General features: G+C 73.0%; 19 protein-coding genes. 8 read left to right on the top strand and 11 right to left on the bottom strand.

Translation table 11 applies throughout. The features are described from left to right. A partial coding sequence (locus ACZ4TV_RS12845; RefSeq protein WP_468133725.1) for a hypothetical protein occupies nt 1–390 on the top strand: 390 nt, incomplete at its 5' end. Between the two features lie 413 nt (nt 391–803). Further along, nucleotides 804–1,802: a tryptophan--tRNA ligase gene (gene trpS, locus ACZ4TV_RS12840; RefSeq protein WP_468133723.1), complete on the top strand. Its 999-nt coding sequence runs from the start codon at nt 804–806 to the stop codon at nt 1,800–1,802. A gap of 51 nt (nt 1,803–1,853) precedes the next feature. On the opposite strand, the gene proC is transcribed toward trpS, so the two are convergent. From proC to ACZ4TV_RS12815, 5 genes are all read right to left on the bottom strand, one after another. Then, a complete protein-coding gene (gene proC / locus ACZ4TV_RS12835) occupies nt 1,854–2,663 on the bottom strand; it encodes a pyrroline-5-carboxylate reductase (protein WP_468133721.1) in 810 nt (269 codons plus the stop codon). Nucleotides 2,664–2,781: 118 nt separating this feature from the next. Further along, nucleotides 2,782–3,573: an ABC transporter permease gene (locus ACZ4TV_RS12830; protein ID WP_468133719.1), complete on the bottom strand. Its 792-nt coding sequence runs from the start codon at nt 3,571–3,573 to the stop codon at nt 2,782–2,784. Beyond that, nucleotides 3,570–4,388, bottom strand: a complete 819-nt coding sequence (locus tag ACZ4TV_RS12825; RefSeq protein WP_468133717.1) for an ABC transporter ATP-binding protein — start codon at nt 4,386–4,388, stop codon at nt 3,570–3,572. The genes ACZ4TV_RS12830 and ACZ4TV_RS12825 overlap by 4 nt, the downstream gene beginning before the upstream one ends. A gap of 88 nt (nt 4,389–4,476) precedes the next feature. Continuing rightward, nucleotides 4,477–5,007: a hypothetical protein gene (locus ACZ4TV_RS12820; RefSeq protein WP_468133715.1), complete on the bottom strand. Its 531-nt coding sequence runs from the start codon at nt 5,005–5,007 to the stop codon at nt 4,477–4,479. A gap of 74 nt (nt 5,008–5,081) precedes the next feature. Next, nucleotides 5,082–5,378 carry a peptidase gene (locus tag ACZ4TV_RS12815; RefSeq protein ID WP_468133713.1) on the bottom strand — a complete coding sequence of 99 codons (297 nt, stop codon included), beginning with the start codon at nt 5,376–5,378 and terminating at the stop codon, nt 5,082–5,084. Between the two features lie 106 nt (nt 5,379–5,484). Here ACZ4TV_RS12815 and ACZ4TV_RS12810 point away from each other — a divergent pair, with 106 nt between their 5' ends. Further along, complete coding sequence (locus ACZ4TV_RS12810; RefSeq protein WP_468133711.1) at nt 5,485–7,662, top strand: serine/threonine-protein kinase; 2,178 nt, start codon at nt 5,485–5,487, stop codon at nt 7,660–7,662. 133 nt (nt 7,663–7,795) lie between these two features. Here the strand turns inward: ACZ4TV_RS12810 and ilvD are convergent, their stop codons facing one another. The 4 genes from ilvD to ACZ4TV_RS12790 form a co-directional block, all read right to left on the bottom strand. Next, the gene (ilvD, locus tag ACZ4TV_RS12805; RefSeq protein WP_468133709.1) at nt 7,796–9,646 is read right to left on the bottom strand and encodes a dihydroxy-acid dehydratase; all 1,851 of its coding nucleotides are present in this window, start codon (nt 9,644–9,646) and stop codon (nt 7,796–7,798) included. 127 nt (nt 9,647–9,773) lie between these two features. Beyond that, nucleotides 9,774–10,457 (bottom strand): TetR/AcrR family transcriptional regulator, encoded by a 684-nt coding sequence (locus ACZ4TV_RS12800; protein WP_468133707.1) that lies wholly within the window; start codon nt 10,455–10,457, stop codon nt 9,774–9,776. Further along, entirely contained in the window at nt 10,454–11,284 is an 831-nt protein-coding gene (locus ACZ4TV_RS12795) for a sugar phosphate isomerase/epimerase family protein (protein ID WP_468133705.1), read from the bottom strand. Before ACZ4TV_RS12795 ends, ACZ4TV_RS12800 begins: the two co-directional genes overlap by 4 nt. A 277-nt stretch (nt 11,285–11,561) precedes the next feature. Next, nucleotides 11,562–12,503, bottom strand: coding sequence for a Ppx/GppA family phosphatase (locus ACZ4TV_RS12790; protein WP_468133703.1), 942 nt, complete (start codon nt 12,501–12,503; stop codon nt 11,562–11,564). Between the two features lie 237 nt (nt 12,504–12,740). Between ACZ4TV_RS12790 and ACZ4TV_RS12785 the strand changes: the two genes are divergently transcribed. Then, nucleotides 12,741–13,493 carry a DUF3109 family protein gene (locus tag ACZ4TV_RS12785; protein WP_468133742.1) on the top strand — a complete coding sequence of 251 codons (753 nt, stop codon included), beginning with the start codon at nt 12,741–12,743 and terminating at the stop codon, nt 13,491–13,493. 112 nt (nt 13,494–13,605) lie between these two features. Here the strand turns inward: ACZ4TV_RS12785 and ACZ4TV_RS12780 are convergent, their stop codons facing one another. Then, nucleotides 13,606–15,375 carry a BACON domain-containing protein gene (locus tag ACZ4TV_RS12780; RefSeq protein ID WP_468133701.1) on the bottom strand — a complete coding sequence of 590 codons (1,770 nt, stop codon included), beginning with the start codon at nt 15,373–15,375 and terminating at the stop codon, nt 13,606–13,608. 206 nt (nt 15,376–15,581) lie between these two features. Between ACZ4TV_RS12780 and radA the strand changes: the two genes are divergently transcribed. After that, complete coding sequence (gene radA / locus ACZ4TV_RS12775) at nt 15,582–16,994, top strand: DNA repair protein RadA (RefSeq protein ID WP_468133699.1); 1,413 nt, start codon at nt 15,582–15,584, stop codon at nt 16,992–16,994. Between the two features lie 204 nt (nt 16,995–17,198). After that, the gene (gene disA, locus ACZ4TV_RS12770) at nt 17,199–18,323 is read left to right on the top strand and encodes a DNA integrity scanning diadenylate cyclase DisA (protein ID WP_361769502.1); all 1,125 of its coding nucleotides are present in this window, start codon (nt 17,199–17,201) and stop codon (nt 18,321–18,323) included. A 53-nt stretch (nt 18,324–18,376) separates the two neighbouring features. Here disA and ACZ4TV_RS12765 read toward each other — a convergent pair whose 3' ends face one another. Beyond that, a complete protein-coding gene (locus ACZ4TV_RS12765; protein ID WP_468133696.1) occupies nt 18,377–19,192 on the bottom strand; it encodes a hypothetical protein in 816 nt (271 codons plus the stop codon). Nucleotides 19,193–19,397: 205 nt separating this feature from the next. On the opposite strand from ACZ4TV_RS12765, the gene ACZ4TV_RS12760 reads away from it, so the two are divergent. After that, nucleotides 19,398–20,387, top strand: coding sequence for an HhH-GPD family protein (locus tag ACZ4TV_RS12760; protein ID WP_468133694.1), 990 nt, complete (start codon nt 19,398–19,400; stop codon nt 20,385–20,387). A gap of 186 nt (nt 20,388–20,573) precedes the next feature. Beyond that, nucleotides 20,574–21,137, top strand: coding sequence for a SigE family RNA polymerase sigma factor (locus ACZ4TV_RS12755; protein WP_468133692.1), 564 nt, complete (start codon nt 20,574–20,576; stop codon nt 21,135–21,137). The last annotated feature ends 10 nt before the right edge of the window (nt 21,138–21,147 follow it).

Raw genomic sequence — 21,147 nt, 5'->3', positions numbered from 1 at the left:
TCAAAGGAACCTCATCCACCGGAGTGGACGGGGTATCAACTTCTGGCGTTGATTTTTGGCACGCTGTTGAGTTCTCAAGGAACGGACGCTTCCTTCGTACTCACCCTCGCGGGTTTTCCTCCGGGCTTTCGTTCTGTTCTTGCGTTTCCGACTCTATCAGACTCTTTCGTGTCCGACTTCCTCGGCGCTTTCCAGGTTTCCGCTTTCGCGTTTCCCTTTCCGGCGATTCCGACTCTATCAGATCCTTTCGGGTCTGACTCCCAGTCAGCGGGCTGTGCTTCGGGGCTGTTGGGCCCTTCGGCGAGTGAGACAGTAGCGGATTCCTCGCCCCCGAACCTAATCGGCGGCGGCGTCCTCGGACACGGATTCCTCATTCGCAAATACGCATGAAAACGGGACGACGGATGTGCGTCGCTCGTTCGAATGGGTAGTGCGGAATGGCTGTCCGGGGACCGACCGGGGTCGGCGCTCACTGCGGACAACTCGAAGAACCTTACGGATCAGGCACACCTGTGTCAACCCCGGCTGACCGGCCGGCGGCGCGCGGGGTTCGCGAAACTCACGGCGCCTTCCCGCCCCGGCCGTCTACCCTGGGCCCATGACTACGCATGCGCTCACGCTCAGCCTTCGCTGGTGGGCCGCCTGACGGCGGCCGACCTTCCACGCGAGCACGCATGCGCTCACGGCCGCCGCTACGGCGGCCGTTCTTGTTTCTCCCCTTCCGGGAGTGGCTCGGTCGCCCGACGCGGTCGCCTCGGCATCACCAGCCACTCACGAGCCACTCACACGAGGGAGAGCAGGACATGACGAGGATCTTCAGCGGGGTCAAGCCGACCGGGCACCTGACGCTGGGCAACTACCTGGGGGCCGTACGGCAGTGGGTGGCCGCCGAACAGGAACCGGACGAGGCGCTGTTCTGCGTCGTCGATCTGCACGCGCTGACCGTCGAGCACGAGCCGGCGCGCGTACGGAGGCTGAGCAGGCAGGCGGCGACGCTGTTGCTCGCCGCCGGGCTGGACCCGCAGCGCTGCACGCTCTTCGTACAGAGCCACGTCGACGAGCACACGCGGCTGGCGTACCTGCTGGAGTGCACCGCCACCGACGGGGAGCTGCGGCGGATGATCCAGTACAAGGAGAAGGCGGCGAAGGCGCAGGCGTCCGGGGAGGGCGTACGGCTGTCGCTGCTCACCTATCCCGTGCTGATGGCCGCCGACATCCTGGCGTACGGGACGCAGGAAGTGCCCGTGGGAGATGACCAACGGCAGCACGTCGAGCTGACGCGGGATCTGGCGGTGCGTTTCAACCAGCGGTACGGGCACACCTTCACGGTGCCGAAGGCCACGCATCCGGCGGTCGCCGCGCGGGTCATGGACCTGCAGGACCCGACGTCGAAAATGGGGAAGTCCCATGAGAACGGGGCGGGGATCGTCTATCTGCTCGACGAGCCCGGGGTCGTGCGCCAGAAGGTGATGCGGGCGGTCACCGACAGCGGGGACGGGGCGGTGGTCCACGACCGGGAGGCGCGGCCGGGGGTCGCGAACCTGCTGGACATCCTGGCGGCGTGTACCGGGGGCGATCCGGCCGTGCTCGCCGAGGGGTACAGCGGTTACGGGGCGCTGAAGCGGGACGTCGCCGACGCGGTGGTCGAGCTGTTGCGGCCGGTGCGGGAGCGGCACGCGGAGCTGGCGGGCGATCCGGCGGAGGTGGAGAAGGTGCTGCGGGAGGGCGCCGGGCGGGCCCGGGAGCTGGCGCGGCCCGTGGTGGACCGGGCGTACCGGGCCATCGGGCTGCTGGAGCCCTGAGGGGTGTGGCCGCGGGCCCCCGTTCGCGCGGGGGCCCGTACCGGCCGTGGTTCAGCTGTTGCCGGAGGCGAGCTCGCGGCTGCGGTCGCGGGCCGCTTCGAGGGCGGCGATCAGGGCGGCGCGTACGCCGTGCCTCTCCAGCTCCACGATGGCGTTGATCGTCGTACCGGCCGGGGAGGTGACGGCCTCGCGGAGCTTGACGGGGTGCTCGCCGCTGTCGCGGAGCATCACGGCGGCGCCGATGGCGGCCTGGACGATCAGGTCGTGGGCCTGGGCGCGGGGCAGGCCGAGGAGGATGCCGGCGTCGGTCATGGCCTCGACGAGGTAGTAGAAGTACGCGGGCCCGGAGCCGGAGAGGGCGGTGGCGGCGTCCTGCTGGGACTCGGGGACGCGCAGGGTCTTGCCGACGCCGCCGAAGATCTCCTCGGCGTGGGCGAGGTGCTCGGCGGTGGCGTGGCTGCCGGCGGAGATGACGGACATGGCCTCGTCGACGAGGGCGGGGGTGTTCGTCATGACGCGGACGACGGGGGTGCCGGGGCCGAGCCGTTCCTCGAAGAAGGAGGTGGGGATGCCGGCGGCGCCGCTGATGACCAGGCGGTCGGCGGGGACGTGCGGGGCGAGCTCGTCGAGGAGCTTGGCCATGTCCTGGGGCTTGACGGTGAGGATGAGGGTGTCGGCGCGCTTGGCGGCTTCGGCGTTGGAGACGGCCTCGACCCCGTAGCGGGTGCGGAGCTCCTCGGCGCGTTCGGCGCGGCGGGCGGTGACGAGGAGCTTCGAGGCGGGCCAGCCGCCGCGGATCATTCCGCTGAGCAGGGCCTCGCCGATCTTGCCGGTACCGAGGACTGCGACTGTCTGGGTCATGCCCGATCCACCTCGCCGAACTGTTCTTGCGCCTGGGCTGGTACGTATACGTCCTCATCCTTGCACCCGGGCGGGCAGCGGGGCGGCGCCGTCCGTAGTGCGGTCAGCCGGCGCGCGGTCAGGGCGTGCGGCGGCGGAGGGTGGCCGCGCCGAGGGCCAGTACGAGCAGGGCGCAGGCGGCGACGATCACGCAGTCGCGCACGAAGTCGGCGGTCATGTCGGTGTGGGTGAGGACCTGGGTCATGCCGTCGACGGCGTAGGACATGGGCAGGACGTCGGAGAGGCCTTCGAGGACCGGGTGCATGGTGTCGCGGGCTGCGAACAGGCCGCAGAGGAGCAGCTGGGGGAAGATCACCGCCGGCATGAACTGGACGGCCTGGAACTCGGAGGCGGCGAAGGCGGAGACGAAGAGGCCGAGTGCGGTGCCGAGGAGGGCGTCGAGGAGGGCCACGAGGAGGAGCAGCCAGGGGGAGCCGACGACGTCGAGGCCGAGGAGCCAGAGGGCGAGGCCGGTGGCGAGGAGGGACTGGACGACGGCGACGGCGCCGAAGGCGAGGGCGTAGCCGGCGATGAGGTCGCCCTTGCCGAGGGGCATGGCGAGGAGGCGTTCGAGGGTGCCGGAGGTGCGTTCGCGCAGGGTGGCGATGGAGGTCACCAGGAACATGGTGATGAGGGGGAAGATCCCGAGGAGTGACGCGCCGATGCCGTCGAAGGTGCGGGGGCTGCCGTCGAAGACGAAGCGCAGCAGGGTGAGCATCAGGACGGGGACCAGGAGCATCAGCGCGATGGAGCGCGGGTCGTGGCGGAGCTGGCGCAGGACGCGGGCGGCGGTGGCGGCGGTGCGGGCGCCGCTCAGGGCCTTCGTGGCGCCGATCGGGGCGGTGGGCGTGGCGGTGATCGGGGCGGTCATCGGGGTGTCCCTTCGGCGGCGGCCGCGGCGGCCGCGCTGGCCGCGTTGGCCTCGTCGACGAGGCGCAGGAAGCCCTCCTCGACGGTGGTGGAGTGGGTACGGGTGCGCAGGGCGTCGGGCGTGTCCTGGGCGAGGATGCGGCCTTCGCGCATGAGGAGCAGGTCGTGGCAGCGCTCGGCCTCGTCCATGACGTGGGAGGAGACGAGGATCGTCGCGCCGCGGGTGGCGGCGATGGCGTGGAAGAGGTTCCACAGGTCGCGGCGCAGGACGGGGTCGAGGCCGACGGTGGGTTCGTCGAGGACCAGGAGCTCGGGGGTGCCGAGCAGGGCCACGGCGAGGGAGACGCGGCTGCGCTGGCCGCCGGAGAGGTTGCCGGCGAGGGCGTCGGTGTGGGTGGTGAGGTCGACGTCGGTGATGGCCTGTCGAACGGCTTCGGCGCGGCGGTCGGCGGCGGCCCGGCCGGGGTCGAGGACGGCGGCGAAGTAGTCGAGGTTCTGCCGGACGGTGAGGTCGTCGTAGACGGAGGGCGCCTGGGTGACGTAGCCGACGCGGGAGCGGAGCTCGGGGTGGCCGGCGGGGCGGCCGAGGACGTCGAGCGTGCCGGTGACGCGGGCCTGGGTGCCGACGATGGCGCGCATGAGGGTGGATTTTCCACAGCCGGAGGGGCCGAGGAGGCCGGTGATGCGGCCGCGGGGGACGTCGAAGGCGATGCCGTCGATGACGGTGCGGGGACTACGGCCGGTGCCGCGGCGGACGGTCAGGCCGTGGGCGTGGACGGCGGCCGGGGCTCCTCCGTTTTCCAGGTTATTCATCATGTGATGAATAATGCTCCTGGCTGTGCCGGGACGTCAATGACCCGGAAGTGACGACGGTGAGGGTGACGGTGACGGTGAGGGGTGCGCGTTACTTCTTGCGCTTGGGGCGGCGGGCGGCCGGGTTCCCCGTACGGGCGCTGCGGCGGCGGGCGAAATCGGCCTGGGCCTGCTCGTACTCGGCGCGCCGGAGCTTCTCGCCCGGGGCCTCGCCGAGGCAGCGCAGGAAGTACGCGATGAGGGAGCCGATGAAGCCGATCGTCTTGAGGCCCTTGAGGGCGGCCTCGTCGGACGACGGCGCGGGGCGGCGGCTGAAGGACTCCCACGTCTTGACGAAGGCGATGGAGCTGGCGATCGCGAAGAGGACGACAACGGAGATGCTGAGGAACGGGCCGACGTTGCCGATCTCCAGGCCCTCGTAGGAGAGGCGGAGCAGAACCGCGGCGGCGACGGCGGTGACCAGCGAGCCGATGGCGAGGCCGGCGCGGCGCAGGGCGTAGCCGCCGTCGTGGTTCACCCAGGTCGTGCCGAAGAACCGGATCGGCTCGGGCTCGGGGCCGGCCGGGACCGGGGCCTGCGCGGCCGGCTCGGCGGGGGTCAGGTCTCGCTGGTCGTCGCTCACATCAGCGATTATCCCTCGCCGGGCCGGTCGGGCCGGGCGCGTCTCACGTGTCAGACGGGTCGCCGGCCCCCGCGTCAGGCGCAGCGGCCGGCGATGTAGCCGTCGCTGCCCGTCTTCACGTAGGCGTCCGAGACGAACCGGCCGTTGCCTATGCAGTCCCAGATGTCGGTGGTGCCGTACGGGCCCGAGATCGTCGTGCCCGGGCACTGGCAGCGGATCGTGACGTACCCGCCGGCCGGCAGCACGTCGACGATCGAGTAGTTGGTACCCGGACCGCTGCGGACGTTGACCCGGTATCCGGGTGCGAGCGGGTACGTGGTCAGTCCTGCGGAAACGCCCTGGATCTGGCTTGAATCGTTCTCAACCGACATGTGAAAACTCCCCCCTTGGGTGTTGCTCTGCGCAACGCGCGCAGGGTAGCAAGCCCTTGGATGTTCGCACGGGGCATCGACTAGGCTCCGGCGGGGGTGGTGAGCGGTGCAGTCACTGTGCGCGGACTACGCGGGGTTTCCGGACTACGCCGGGCAGTACCGGCTCGAATCCGTGCTCGGCTCCGGCGGCATGGGCGTCGTGCACCTGGCCACCTCCAGTTCGGGGCTGAAACTCGCCGTCAAGGTCGTGCACGCCCAGCACGCGGTGGATCCCGAGTTCCGAGCGCGGTTCCGGCAGGAGGTCGCGGCCGCGCGGCGGGTCAGCGGGGCCTTCACCGCGCCGGTCGTGGACGCCGATCCGGATGCCGAACGGCCGTGGATGGCCACCCTCTTCATCGACGCGCCGACGCTGTCCGAGCGCGTACGGGAGCGGGTGCTGGATCCCGTCGAACTGGCCAGGCTCGCCGCCGGGCTGGCGGAGGCCCTGCGCGACATCCACCGGGCCGGGGTCGTGCACCGGGACCTGAAGCCCAGCAACGTGCTGATGGCCCCGGACGGGGTGCGGGTCATCGACTTCGGCATCTCGCGCCCGGCCGACAGCGATCTGCGGACCGAGACGGGCAAGCTGATCGGGACGCCGCCGTTCATGGCGCCGGAGCAGTTCCAGCGGCCCCGGGACGTGGGGACGGCCGCGGACGTGTTCGCGCTGGGTGCGGTGCTGGTGCACGCGGCGACCGGGCGGGGGCCGTTCGACTCCGACAGCCACTACCTCGTCGCGTACCAGGTCGTGCACGCCGAGCCCGATCTGACCGGGCTGCCGGCGCGGCTCGTCCCGATCGTGGCCCGCTGCCTGGCGAAGGATCCCGCGGAGCGGCCGACCGCCGGGGAACTGATCGCCGAGATGCGGGCGGTCGCTTACCCGACCGGCGAGGACACGCAGGCCTTCATCCCCCGGCCGCGTCGGCCCGTACCGGACGAGGAGATCACGCACCGGCGTGCGCGTATCGCCCCGCAGGGCCCGGCGGCCGAGCGTCGGCGCGGGCCGGTGCTGCTGGCGGCGGGGCTCGGGCTGCTGCTCACGGCGGGGGCGGTCGGCGGCTATCTGCGGTTCGGGCCGGAGGCCGGGGCGCCGGGCCAGGTGACGGCCCGGGTGCCGGGGGCGCCGACGGCGACGGGGCCGGTGGCGGGATCGGGGTCGGGATCGGGGTCGGCGGCGGGATCGGGGCCCGGATCGGGGAAGAGCTTCGCGCCGTGGGCGGTACCCCTGGTCGGGCATGCCGCGTCGTGCTCGGCCGAGGGCGGAGGCCTGTACTGCTCGGGCCGCGGGCTGGCCGCCGCCCGGCTCGACCCGGCGGACGGCTCGGTGGCCTGGGCGGTGCGGGCGACCACACCGGACCCCGGAACAACGACGGAGAGCGTCCCCCTGCACGCCGGCGGAGTGGTGATGGCGGTGGCCCCGGCCAGCGAACTGCTCCAGGCGCTGGATGCCGGGACGGGTGCGGAGCGCTGGCGGCGGAAGCTGCCGGGCGGCACGCGGGTGGTGACCGCGGGCCCGTACGTCCTCACGGTGGCGGCCGGCGGAAGCGTGACCGGCCTCGACGCGGCGAGCGGCGCACAGCGCTGGACGCGGCAGATCGGCGGATCGGGATCCACGTGGTGGAGCGCCCCGGGGCAAGCGGGCGCACCCGTGCTCTACGTGTCGACACCGGAGACCGACGGGAAGTCCTCCCGGCTCGCCGAGGTGGAGCCGGCCGGCGGGACGGTGCGCTGGCAGGTCCGGACGGGCGGGCGGCTGCGCCCGGTCGGGGCGGCGCAGGGCTCGGTGTACCTGCTGGACAACGACGCCGGTACCAGGACGGTCGGCGTCGTACGGGTGGACGCGGGGACCCGCGCGATCCACCGGATGCGGCTGTCGGCTCCGCTGGACGAGGCCGAGGCGTCGGTGGGCCCGGACGGGACGGTGTACGCCTTCGAGGCGAGGGGCGGGCTCGTGGCGGTCGGCGCGAGCAAGGAGCTGTGGCGACTGGAGACCGGCGTCGGTACGGCCTCCCGGCCGGTGTTCGCCGAGGGGCTGGTCTATCTGACCTCGTCGGACGGGCGGCTGCTGGCCGTCGACGCGATCACCGGGCGGCCCATGGGGCAGACCGAGCCCCGGATGGGCGCCGCCCAGGGGGTCGTCAGCGCGACGCTGCCCGCGCCCGTGGTCGCCGACGGGCGGGTGTACGCGTCCGCGCCCGACGGGGCCGTCTTCGCGGTGGGTACGCAGAACCCCGCCGGGTGGTGACGCGCCCGGCGGGGTTCGGTGGTCGTACGGCGGGTCAGCCCGGGCTCGGCGGACGGAGTCCGGCGCAGACGCCCGGAGCCGAGAGGCCTGCCCGGGCCGAGAGGCCCGCCTGGACCGAGAGGTTGCGAGGGCGTCAGGGAAGGAGGCTCACGTCGCGGACCGCGCCCTTGTCGGCGCTGGTGGCCATCGCGGCATAGGCGCGCAGGGCCGCGGAGACCGTGCGCTCGCGGTTCTTCGGGGCGTAGACGCCGCCGAGGGCCTCGTGGCGGGCCGCCAGGGTGGCGTCGTCGACGAGGAGCTCGATGGACCGGTTCGGGATGTCGATGCGGATCCGGTCGCCGTCCTCGACGACCGCGATGGTGCCGCCCGAGGCCGCCTCCGGGGAGGCGTGGCCGATGGACAGGCCCGAGGTGCCGCCGGAGAAACGGCCGTCCGTCACCAGGGCGCAGACCTTGCCGAGGCCGCGGCCCTTGAGGAAGGAGGTCGGGTAGAGCATCTCCTGCATGCCGGGGCCGCCGCGCGGGCCCTCGTAGCGGATGACGACGACGTCGCCCGGCTTGATCTCCTTGCGCAGGATCTTGTCGACGGCCTCGTCCTGCGACTCGCAGACGACGGCCGGGCCCTCGAAGGTCCAGATCGACTCGTCGACGCCCGCCGTCTTCACGACGCAGCCGTCGACGGCGATGTTCCCGCGCAGGACGGCGAGGCCGCCGTCCTTGGAGTACGCGTGCTGCACGGAGCGGATGCAGCCGCCCTCGGCGTCGAGGTCGAGGGTGTCCCAGCGCTCGGACTGGGAGAAGGCGGTGGCGGAGCGCTTGCAGCCGGGGGCCGCGTGCCACAGCTCCATGGCCTCCGCGGTGGCCGTGCCGGAGCGGGCGTCCCACTTCGCCAGCCAGTCCTCCAGGTTGTCCGAGTGGACCGTGGTGACGTCCTTGTTCAGGAGGCCGCCGCGGTGCAGCTCGCCGAGGATGGCGGGGATGCCGCCGGCGCGGTGGATGTCCTCCATGTAGTACGTGCCGCCGGGCGCCACGTTCGGAGCGACCTTGGCCAGGCACGGGACGCGGCGCGAGACCTCGTCGATGTCCGTGAGGTCGTAGTCCAGACCGGCTTCCTGCGCCGCGGCCAGCAGGTGGAGGATCGTGTTGGTGGACCCGCCCATGGCGATGTCGAGGGCCATGGCGTTCTCGAAGGCCTGGCGGGTCGCGATGGAGCGCGGCAGGACCGAGTGGTCGTCCTGCTCGTAGTGGCGCTTGGTGATCTCGACGACCGTCCGGCCGGCGTCCTCGTACAGGGCGCGTCGGGCGGTGTGCGTGGCGAGGACCGAGCCGTTGCCGGGGAGGGCCAGGCCGATGGCCTCGGCGAGGCAGTTCATCGAGTTGGCGGTGAACATGCCGCTACAGGAGCCGCAGGTCGGGCAGGCGTTCTCCTCGATCCGCAGCACGTCCTCGTCCGAGACGTTCTCGTTGGAGGCGTCGACCATGGCGTCGATCAGGTCGAGCTTGCGGACGGTGCCGTCGACCAGGGTGGCCTGGCCGGCCTCCATCGGGCCGCCGGAGACGAAGACGACCGGGATGTTGAGGCGCATGGCGGCCATCAGCATGCCCGGCGTGATCTTGTCGCAGTTGGAGATGCAGATCAGCGCGTCGGCGCAGTGCGCCTCGACCATGTACTCCACGGAGTCCGCGATCAGGTCACGGGAGGGCAGGGAGTAGAGCATCCCGGCGTGACCCATGGCGATGCCGTCGTCGACGGCGATCGTGTTGAACTCGCGCGGGATGGCGCCGGCGGCGCGGATGGCGTCGGAGACGATCCGGCCGACGGGGGCCAGGTGGGTGTGGCCGGGGACGAACTCGGTGAAGGAGTTGGCGACCGCGATGATCGGCTTGCCGATGTCCTCGCTCGCTACGCCCGACGCACGCATAAGGGCGCGTGCGCCCGCCATGTTGCGGCCGTGGGTGACGGTGCGGGACCTCAGCTCGGGCATCGGGTTCACTCCCCATGAGTGCGGCCGGCCTTGCGAGCGCGGCCACGACTGTAGATATGAATCAGTTACGAGGCTACGCCTCCGGCCCGGGATGCGGACGGCAAGTCCGCATGCCGGGACGGGCGGCTCATTCCTCGGTCAGGTAACGCTGGAGGGTGGGGGCCACCAGGGCCACGATGTCATCCGGATCGGCGGACGCGAGGGGCTCGACCTGGACGACGTAGCGCAGGATCGCGATGCCGACCATGTGGGAGGCGGCGAGCTCGGCGCGGAAGGTCGGGTCGGGGACGTCGAGGTCGGCGGCGACGCGCTCCAGGACCCGCCGCAGGACCAGCCCGCGCAGCACCTTCGCGGCGGCCTCGTGCGTGAGGGCGGACCGGATCACGGCGAGCAGCGGGACCCGGGTGACCGGGTTCTCCCAGACGCCGAGGAAGTACCGGGCCAGCCGCTCGCCGATGCCGTCCGGGCCCTCCCCGATGATCGCGGGGACGACCAGGGCGGGCTCCATGCTCATCTCGATGGCGGCGGCGAAGAGGTCGTCCTTGCTGCCGAAGTAGTGGTGGACCAGGGCCGGGTCCACGCCGGCGGCCTTGGCGATGCCGCGTACGGAGGTCTTGTCGTAGCCGCGCGCGGCGAACTCGGAGCGGGCGGCGAGCCGGATGCGCTCCTGGGTGCCGGGACCGTCGTCGGCCTCGTCCTGCCGGGGCCGGCCGGGACCCCGGCGGCGGGGCTTGGCGGGGGCGGGGGGCTCGGCGGGCTCCCCTGGCCGCCCTGGCTTCGCGGGCTCCCCTGGCTTCGCGGGATCGGTCATGGCCGGTGGGCCCCGTCGCGCTCGGCGGTGGTGGCGAGGTGCAGGCGGGTGAAGGCCAGCGCCTCGGCGAGATCGGCCTCACGCTCGGCGGAGGACATCGCGCGCCGCGTGTTGACCTCGATGACCACGTGCCCGTCGAAGGAGGTCCGGGCGAGCCGTTCGAGCAGCTCGGCGCAGGGCTGCGTACCCCGCCCCGGAACCAGGTGCTCGTCCTTGGCCGATCCGTTCCCGTCGGCGAGGTGGACGTGGGCGAGCCGGTCGCCCATCCGGTCGATCATCGCGGTGGCGTCCGTACGGGCGGTCGCGGTATGCGACAGGTCGACGGTGAAGTGCCGGTAATCGTCCTTGGTCACGTCCCACTCGGGCGCGTACGCGAGCATCTCGCGGTCGCGGTAACGCCAGGGGTACATGTTCTCCACGGCGAACCGGACGTCGGTCTCGTCGGCCATCCGCCAGATCCCAGTGACGAAATCCCGCGAGTACTGCCGCTGCCACCGAAAGGGCGGGTGCACCACGACCGTGCTCGCACCGAGCTTCTCGGCCGCGGCCCGGGCGCGCTGCAGCTTGACCCACGGGTCGGTGGACCACACGCGCTGGGTGATGAGCAGACAGGGCGCGTGCACGGCGAGGATGGGCACCTGATGGTGGTCGGAGAGGCGGCGCAGCGCGTCGACGTCCTGACTGACCGGATCCGTCCAGACCATGATCTCAAGGCCGTCGTACCCGAGGCGCGCGGCGATCTCGAAGGCGGTCGCCGTGGACTCCGGATACACGGAGGCGGTGGAAAGGGCGACTTTCGCGGTCGGGATGCGGACTGGTTCTGCCACCCAGCCAGGGTACGGGCCCACACCCGCCCCGGGGCGTGACGACCACCACGCGGTGCCGGTCCGGGCGCCTCGTGAGGGACCGGCCCGACACGGAGAGACGATGGGACTGACGGGAAACCCCCAAAACATCTCCGATCCCGCCCCAGGGCAACAGGCCACCGAAGCCACCGCCCTGCAGGACTTCCGGCCCCGCCCCGACCACCGCCCGGGCCCGACGTGGCTGAGGGGGCGAAGGCCCCGCCCGCGCGACGCCCCGTACCGCCCTACCCCGCCGCCCTTAGCCCCCCGACGGCGTCGGCAGGTGGTCCAGCCTGCGTAGGATCACGCCCTCGCGCAGGGCCCACGGGCAGATCTCCAGCTCGTCGACGCCGAAGAGGTCCATCGCGCCCTCCGCGACCAGCGCGCCCGCCAGGAGCTGGTTCGCGCGGCCCTCCGAGACGCCCGGGAGGGCCGAGCGCTGGGTCGTGGTCATCGCGGCCAGCCGCGGGACCCATTCCTCCAGGGACTTGCGGCTCAGGTCCCGCTGTACGTACAGGCCGTCCGCCGAGCGGGCCGCGCCCGCGATGCGGGCCAGCTGCTTGAAGGTCTTCGACGTCGCCACCACGTGGTCCGGGGCTCCGAAGCGGCTGAACTCGCGGACCGTCCGGGCGATCTCCGCCCGCACGTGCCGCCGCAGCGCCCGCACGTCCAGCGCGTCCGGAGGGTCGCCCGGGAGCCAGCCCGACGTGAGGCGGCCCGCGCCCAGCGGGAGGGAGACGGCCGCGTCCGGGTCCTCGTCGATGCCGTACGCGATCTCCAGCGAGCCGCCGCCGATGTCCAGGACCAGCAGTTTCCCGGCGGACCAGCCGAACCACCGGCGGGCCGCCAGGAAGGTGAGCCGGGCCTCGTCCTCACCGCTCAGCACCGGCAGGTCGACGCCGGTCTCGGCCTTGACCCGCGCCAGGACCTCGTCGGCGTTCGTGGCCTCGCGTACGGCACTGGTCGCGAAGGGGAGGACGTCCTCGCACCCCTTGTCCTCCGCGGCCTGCACCGCGTCGCCGATCACCGAAACGAGACGCTCGACGCCCTCGGGGGTGACGGCGCCGCGCTCGTCGAGGAGCTCCGCCAGCCGCATTTCCACCTTGTGGGAGTGCGCCGGCTGGGGGCGCGCGCCGGGGTGCGCGTCCACCACCAGCAGATGGACCGTGTTCGAACCCACATCAAGGACACCGAGTCTCATAGGGGGAAACGCTACTGCGGGGAACACTCAGGGGTTGCGTTAGGGGCGCTTAGGCTTGTGTTTGTGCCAAATACGAAGAAGGCCAGCAAGACCCGGTCGGAGAAGGACACGGGCAAGGACACCCACACCCTCAAGGCCGAGGAAAAGGCTGCCAAGCCCGCCGAGGCCACGAAGGCCGCCGAGGCGACGAAGGCCTCCAAGGCCACAAAGGCCCCCGGGGCCGGTAAGGACAAGCCCGTGGTCGTGGCCGACGAGAAGGGGCTCGACTTCCCCCGGGCGTGGGTGGAGTTCCCCGACCCCGCCGACGACGAGCAGGTCTTCCGCTGCGACCTGACCTGGCTGACCTCCCGCTGGACCTGCATCTTCGGCAGCGGCTGCCAGGGCATCCAGGCGGGCCGGGCGGACGACGGCTGCTGCACGCTCGGCGCGCACTTCTCCGACGAGGACGACGAGCAGCGCGTCGCGCGGCACGTGGCCCGGCTGACGCCCGAGCTGTGGCAGTTCCACGACGTCGGCAGCGACAGCGGGTGGACCCAGTACGACGACGACGGGGAGAAGCAGACCCGCCGCTGGGACGGCGCGTGCATCTTCCTGAACCGGCCGGGGTTCGCCGCCGGGTCCGGCTGCTCCCTCCACATCCTCGCGATGAAGGAGGGCCGCGAGCCGCTGGAGACGAAGCCGGACGTCTGCTGGCAGCTGCCGATCCGCCGGACGTACGACTGGATCGACCGGCCCGACGACACCCGCGTGCTGCAGGTGTCGATCGGGGAGTACGACCGCCGCGGCTGGGGTCCCGGCGGCCACGACCTGCACTGGTGGTGTACGTCGGCCACGTCCGCGCACGGCGCCGGGGACCCGGTGTACGTGACGTACCGCGCCGAGCTGACGGAGCTGATGGGCCGGGAGGGCTACGAGGCACTCGTGAAGCTGTGCGAGGCGCGGCTGGCCTCGCTGCTGCCGATGGCCCCGCACCCCGCCGATCCGGTCTGAGCCGGGGGGCGACCGACGAGGCGACCGACAAGGCGGCCCGCAGGGCGAACGGCGCGACGACCCGCGCGGGGACCCGCGACGGGGATCCACGGGGTACCCACGCAGCCCACCCCTAAGCGCCCGGTGAAGCCGACGGGGCCGGATCCGGGTCCGGGTCCGGGGAATCCGTTCCACCGGGGCCATCCGTCGGGGTCGGCGTGGGCGTCGGGGACGGCGGCGGGATCGTCGGCTCCGTCGGAGTCGGGGTCGGGGTGGGCGGATGCGTCGGGTCCGGGGTCGGCGACGGACTCGGGGGCGACGTCGGGTCCGGGGACGGCGGCGGCGTCGAGGCGGGGCGGCCGCGGCCCTGGATGGAGACCACCGCACCGCTCGGATCGATCCCGACCCGGGCCGTCCAGGCGCCCACGGGCTGGGCCTCGGGGTCCACGGCGATCCGCAGGGTGACCGATTCTCCGGGAGCCAGGGTGCCCGCGGTCCGGCTCGCGCGCAGCCAGGGCGCGTCGGACCAGAGCCGCCAGTCCACCGGGGCTCCGCCGGAGGCGGTGAGGGTGAGCAGGGTGAGGGAGCCGCGGGAGGATGCGGCCACGGTGAGACGGCCCGGTGCGCCGGAGTGGTCGGGGGTCGCCGGCGGGCCGCTGCTGATCACCTCGACGGAGACGTCGGAGGCGGCGCTGTCCTGGGCGAAGCCGGGGCCGCCGGTGGTGGTGGCGGCGTTCCCGGTGTTCTCGTAGGCGGTCAGCGGGTGGCCGTCGGTCCGCGCGGTCGGGAGCTCGGTCTCGCTGGCGGAGATGCGGGTGGCGTCGCCGCCGACGGGCTCGCCCGTCCCGGTGTCGCCGCGGTACGCCGCCCACAGCGCCAGGACCGGGGCGGCGACGACGGTGGCGACCACGGTGGTGGTCACCGCCCGGGCGCGCAGCCGGTCGCGGCGGGCCGCGCGGTCCTTGGGGTCCATCGGGAAGCCGGTGCGGTCGAAACGCGGGCCGGGCCCGCGGCCGCGGCCCCGGCCGGAGCGGAGCATCGCCGCGTGGACGGCGGTGCGGGGGGCCGGCACGAGCGGGAGGGCGGCGGTGTCGAGGCCGCCGGAGCCGGGCCAGGGGGCCGCGGCGCCCACGCGTTCGGCGACGCGCCGGCATCGGGGGCAGTCGTCGACGTGGCGGACGAGCTCGGCGCGCAGCGTGCTGGACAGCAGCACGTTGCCGTCGCCGTCGTCGCCGGTGAGCCGGGAGACGGCGGGACAGCTGCCGGTCTCCACGACGGCGAGGGCGGTACGGGTGCGCTCGACCTCGCAGGCGGCGCCGGACAGGAGCTCCCGGGCGGCGGCCGGGGGTGTGCCGAGGACGGCGGCGAGTTCGGGGACGCCGAGGCGGTGGCGGACGGCGAGTTCGAGGGCCTCGCGCTGCACGGGCGTGGTCCCGGCGGCCTCCGGCCAGGCGAGCCGGGCCAGCTCGGTACGGCGGTACGCGCTCACGTCAAGGAGCCGATGGGCCTCGGGGGCGCTGTCGGTGGCCGTGTCACCACCCGGCGCACGGCCGCGTCCGGCGTGCTCCGGCGCGCGCCGGGCGGAATGCGCTCCCTGCCGGGTACGCCGTTGCTCCGCCAGCCGGCGCAGGCAGCCCCAGCGGGCCAGTGCGTAGAGCCAGGCCCGCCGGTCCCCCTCGTCGGGGCAGCGGCCGGGATGCCGCTCGGCCACGGCGAGGACCTCGCCGAGGACCTCGGTGGCGGTGTCGTGGTCGCACAGGACCGACAGGCAGTACGTGAACAGACCGTCCAGGTAAGGCTCGTGCCGAAAGGGGGGCGGTTGCTCCACTTCGTAGGGCGTGCGCCCGTGCGCCCGGTGTGCGCCGGTGCGCGATGAGGGGTGTGCCTGGTTGCTGCTGTTCACCTGGCGACCGTAGGCGGCGCGCCGGTGACGCCCTGGAAGCCTTCCCCACTTTTAGCCCTTACGGGTGAACAGATCGGTGATGCGCTGACGCCGACCCTGACGTGGGAGGCCCACGCAGATGCGGGAGGCCCACGCAGATCGCAGACCCCGACGCGGGAGGCCCACCGCCGCCCCGGCTGTCAGTGCGGGCGGCTACGGTGAGCGCCATGGCTGCCCGCACTGCTCGTTCATCCGCCAAGGACCGGCCGTCCTACCGCTGTACCGAGTGCGGCTGGACGACCGCGAAGTGGCTCGGCCGCTGTCCCGAGTGCCAGGCCTGGGGCACCGTCGAGGAGATGGGCGCCCCCGCCGTGCGCACCACCGCCGCCGGCCGGGTGTCGACCGCCGCGGTGCCGATCGCGCAGGTCGACGGGCGCACGGCGACGGCGCGCAGCACCGGCGTGGACGAGCTGGACCGCGTCCTCGGCGGCGGGCTCGTGCCCGGCGCCGTGGTGCTGCTCGCCGGCGAGCCCGGCGTCGGGAAGTCGACGCTGCTGCTGGACGTCGCGGCGAAGGCGGCCAGCGACGAGCACCGCACGCTGTACGTCACGGGCGAGGAGTCGGCGAGCCAGGTGCGGCTGCGGGCCGACCGGATCAACGCCCTCAGCGATCACCTCTACCTGGCCGCCGAGACCGATCTCTCCGCCGTGCTCGGGCATCTCGACGCCGTGAAGCCCGCCCTGCTGATCCTGGACTCCGTACAGACCGTCGCCTCCCCCGAGATCGACGGCGCGCCCGGCGGCATGGCCCAGGTGCGGGAGGTGGCCGGTGCGCTGATCCGGGCCTCCAAGGAGCGCGGGATGTCCACCCTCCTCGTCGGCCACGTGACCAAGGACGGGGCGATCGCCGGGCCGCGGCTGCTGGAGCACCTCGTCGACGTGGTGCTGAGCTTCGAGGGCGACCGGCACGCGCGCCTCCGGCTCGTGCGCGGCGTCAAGAACCGGTACGGGGCGACCGACGAGGTCGGCTGCTTCGAGCTGCACGACGAGGGGATCACCGGGCTCGCCGACCCGAGCGGGCTGTTCCTGACGCGGCGCGCCGAGGCCGTTCCCGGGACCTGCCTGACCGTGACCCTGGAGGGGAAGCGTCCGCTGGTCGCCGAGGTGCAGGCGCTGACCGTCGACTCGCAGATCCCCTCCCCCCGGCGCACCACCTCGGGCCTGGAGACCTCGCGCGTCTCGATGATGCTGGCGGTGCTGGAGCAGCGCGGCCGGATCACCGCGCTCGGCAAGCGCGACATCTACAGCGCGACGGTGGGCGGCGTGAAGCTCACCGAGCCGGCCGCCGACCTGGCGATCGCGCTCGCCCTGGCCTCCGCGGCCAGTGACGTCCCGCTCCCGAAGAACCTCGTCGCGATCGGCGAGGTCGGGCTGGCCGGCGAGGTGCGGCGGGTGACCGGCGTGCAGCGGCGGCTCGCCGAGGCGCACCGGCTGGGCTTCACGCACGCGCTGGTGCCGTCGGATCCGGGCAAGGTGCCGGCGGGGATGAAGGTCATCGAGGTCGCCGACATGGGCGACGCGCTCCGGGTGCTGCCGCGCGGGCGGTCCCGTACGCCGGCCAAGGAGCGGGCCGCCGAGTAGCCGCCGAGCCCCCGTCGGAGAGCGCGTAAGGGGGTCCGCGCGGGGTTCCGTCCGGGGTCCGCGAGGGGTCGGTCCGCGGTCCGCGCGGGGTCCTCGCGTGCCGGACCTGCCAAGCCACGGCGGGCTCACAGCGGGCGCCGGTAGACTTCTGGATGGTCCGCCCGGCCGTACGCAGGCGGCGCAACCCGCGACCCGAGGAGTGCAGTGGCAGCCAAGGACGGGGCAGCAGCATCCGGCAAGTCGGGCGCGAGCTCCAAGCAGGAGGCCATGATGCGCGCCTCGCTGAGCGCGGTCGCACCTGGTCAGCCGCTGCGTGACGGCTTGGAGCGGATCGTCCGCGGCAACACCGGCGGGCTCATCGTCCTCGGGATGGACAAGAGCGTCGAAGCGATGTGCACGGGCGGCTTCGTCCTGGACGTGGAGTTCACCGCGACCCGGCTGCGCGAGCTGTGCAAGCTCGACGGCGCGCTCATCCTCGACAAGGACATCACCAAGATCCTGCGGGCCGGCGTGCAGCTGGTGCCGGACGCGTCGATCCCCACGGAGGAGACGGGTACGCGGCACCGCACCGCCGACCGCGTCTCCAAGCAGTGCGGCTTCCCGGTCGTGTCGGTGTCGCAGTCGATGCGGCTGATCGCCCTGTACGTGGACGGCGAGCGGCGGGTCCTGGAGGAGTCCGGGGCGATCCTGTCGCGGGCGAACCAGGCGCTGGCCACGCTGGAGCGGTACAAGCTGCGCCTCGACGAGGTCGCGGGCACGCTGTCGGCGCTGGAGATCGAGGACCTCGTCACCGTCCGCGATGTGACGGCGGTCGCGCAGCGGCTGGAGATGGTCCGCAGGATCGCGACCGAGATCGCCGAGTACGTGGTCGAACTGGGCACGGACGGGCGGCTGCTGTCGCTGCAGCTGGACGAGCTGACGGTCGGCATCGAGCAGGAACGGGAGCTGGTCATCCGGGACTACGTGCCGGAGCCGACGGCGAAGCGTTCCCGCACGGTGGACGAGGCGCTGGCCGAGCTGGACGCGCTGACGCATCCGGAGCTGCTGGAGCTGGCGATCGTGGCGAAGGCGCTGGGGTACACGGGCTCGCCCGAGACCCTGGACTCGGCGGTGTCGCCCCGCGGGTACCGGCTGCTGGCGAAGGTGCCGAGGCTGCCGGGCGCGATCATCGAGCGGCTCGTGGAGCACTTCGGGGGGCTGCAGAAGCTGCTCGCCGCGAGCGTGGACGACCTGCAGACGGTGGACGGGGTGGGCGAGGCGCGGGCGCGGAGCGTGCGCGAGGGGCTGTCGCGGCTCGCGGAGTCTTCGATCCTGGAGCGGTACGTCTAGCTCGCGCCGCTCCTGGGGCTCCGCCCCCGGCAACGGCGCCGCAGCGGCAGCTGCTAGTCCTGCTTCAGGACGAACGACGTGCGGGCCACCGGCATGCCGGGGGCTTTGACCTCGACCACGTACGTGTCCGGAGCGGCCGACCCCGCGGGAGGCGTGGCGCACTGGTCGGCGGCGCTGGACCTGCGGTCCCATTCCAGCGACTGCTTCGTCTCGCCCTGCGCCGGGAGGCGGAAGAAGGCGTTGCCCGGGCCCGTCGGGCAGTCCGCCGAGGACCACACCGCCTTGCTGCTGCTCGCCTGAAGGATGGTCACGACCGCCTGCTTGGGACCGAGGTCGATCTTGCAGGTGGTCCCGGAGATGTTGCGGGCGACGAGTTCGAGGCGGGGCTTCTCGTTCGCCTCGTACTCGTTCTTCGCGCTCTTGACCTCCCACTGCAGCGCACCGGGCGCGCAGGTGGGGAGCGGCGAGTCCGCCGGGACCGGCGACGCCGGACCGGTCTCGGGACCACCGGAGCCGGAGCCGGAGCCCGGGCCACCGCCGGAGCCCGCGCCACCGCCCGGTTCGCCGTTCTTGCCCCCGCCGCCCGTGGAGCCGCCGCCCTCGGACCCGGTGATTGCGCCGCCCGACTCCGCGCGCCCGCCGGGGGCCGCACTGATCGCCGGCCCGGTTCCGGCCGGCCCGGGGGTGATCGACGCGACGGGATCGGGGCGGCTCTGGCCCTTTCCGTTCGTACTCGACTTCCCTCCGCCCGAGCTGACGGTCCATACGGCGAGGAGCGCCAGGAGCGCGACAACGGACGCCAGCACAGCCCTCCGTCGCCAGTAGATGGAGGAGGGGAGCGGCCCGACCGGATTGCGCAGAGATCCCACGGACGGAACTTTACGAGAGTTCGCGGCCCGATCAGTGCCCCACATGCCGCGGGGTGGACTCGATTTGCCGATGATCATCCTGGGGGCGTAACCCGGACGCCTGCCTCTACGCCGCCATACGGGCGAGCGCAGCCCGAGCCGGCGTCCGGTTCACGGGCCGGGGCCCGGCGCGGGCGTCGCGAAACGTGCCAGGATGCCGTCTGCCATGACTGCATCCCTCGAATCCTCCGAATCCCCCGAATCCGCCGCTTCCTCCGCCGCCGTGTCCACCGACGGGTCCGCCGCCGTGTCCCCCGACGTCTCCCACGCGCTGCACTCCCCCGTCATCGCGTGGTTCGACGAGCACGCCCGTGACCTGCCCTGGCGCCGCCCCGAGGCCGGCCCCTGGGGGGTCATGGTCAGCGAGTTCATGCTCCAGCAGACCCCCGTCAGCCGGGTCCTGCCGGTCTACGAGCAGTGGCTCGCCCGCTGGCCCCGGCCCGCCGACCTGGCCGCCGAGGCCCCCGGCGAGGCCGTACGGGCCTGGGGGCGGCTCGGTTACCCGCGCCGGGCCCTGCGGCTGCACGGCGCGGCCGTCGCGATAACGGAGCGGCACGGGGGCGACGTACCGCAGGAGCACGCGCAGCTCCTCGCGCTGCCCGGGATCGGCGAGTACACGGCGGCCGCCGTGGCCTCCTTCGCGTACGGGCAGCGGCACGCCGTCCTCGACACAAACGTCCGGCGGGTCTTCGCGCGCGCCGCCACCGGGGTCGAGTACCCGCCGAACGCCACCACCGCCGCCGAGCGGCGCCTGGCCCGGGCCCTGCTGCCGCAGGACGAGGACACCGCGGCCCGCTGGGCGGCGGCCTCGATGGAGCTCGGCGCGCTGGTGTGCACCGCCAAGAGCCCCGACTGCGCCCGCTGCCCGGTGGCCCGGCTGTGCGCGTGGCGCCTCGCCGGGAAGCCGGCGCACGAGGGGCCGCCGCGGCGCGGGCAGACGTACGCCGGGACCGACCGGCAGGTGCGCGGCAAGCTGCTCGCCGTGCTCCGGGAGGCGGTGGGCGCCGTTCCGGGGGCCGTGCTCGACACGGTCTGGGACGAGCCGGTGCAGCGGGCCCGGGCACTGGACGGGCTGGTCTCCGACGGGCTGGTGGAACCCCTCGACGGCGGTCTCTACCGGCTCCCGCAGGCTCCCGCAGGCCCCGGCGCCACCTGATCGAAGCTGACTCGACGATTCCGCTTTTCGCCGGGAAACCGCAGCTCACGGGCGCTGTTACAGAACCTATGGGTGTCCGTGCGTCCACCGAAGGCTGGCCCGCACAGGCCCGTGACAACCCCTCCGTACCTTCGAGTCCGTAAGACAGGCGGATGAGCAGGTGGACGGCAGCGGAGGCGGTCTGAGATGGCGCACGGCGAGGTACTCGAATTCGAAGAGTACGTACGCACCCGGCAGGACGCGCTGCTGCGCAGTGCCCGGCGCCTGGTCCCGGACCCCACCGACGCCCAGGACCTCCTGCAGACCGCGCTCGTGCGGACCTACGGCCGCTGGGACGGCATCGCCGACAAGTCCCTGGCCGACGCCTACCTCCGCCGGGTCATGATCAACACCCGCACCGAGTGGTGGCGCGCCCGCAAGCTCGACGAGGTCCCCACCGAGCAGCTCCCCGACGCCTCCGTCGAGGACGGCTCCGACCAGCGCGCCGACCGGGCCCTGCTGATGGACATCCTCAAGGTGCTCGCGCCGAAGCAGCGCAGCGTGGTCGTGCTGCGACACTGGGAGCAGATGAGCACCGAGGAGACGGCCGCGGCGCTCGGGATGTCGACGGGTACCGTGAAGAGCACGCTGCACCGCGCGCTGGCCCGCCTCCGGCAGGAACTGGAGAGCCGGGACCTGGACATGCGCGCGCTGGAACGCGGTGAGCACAACACCATGCGGTACGAGGGGCGGGAGCGGTGCGCGGCCTGAACGGCCAAGG

Source organism: Streptomyces sp. NPDC028910 (assembly GCF_055564955.1).
This window is presented reverse-complemented; position numbering and strand designations above follow the sequence as displayed.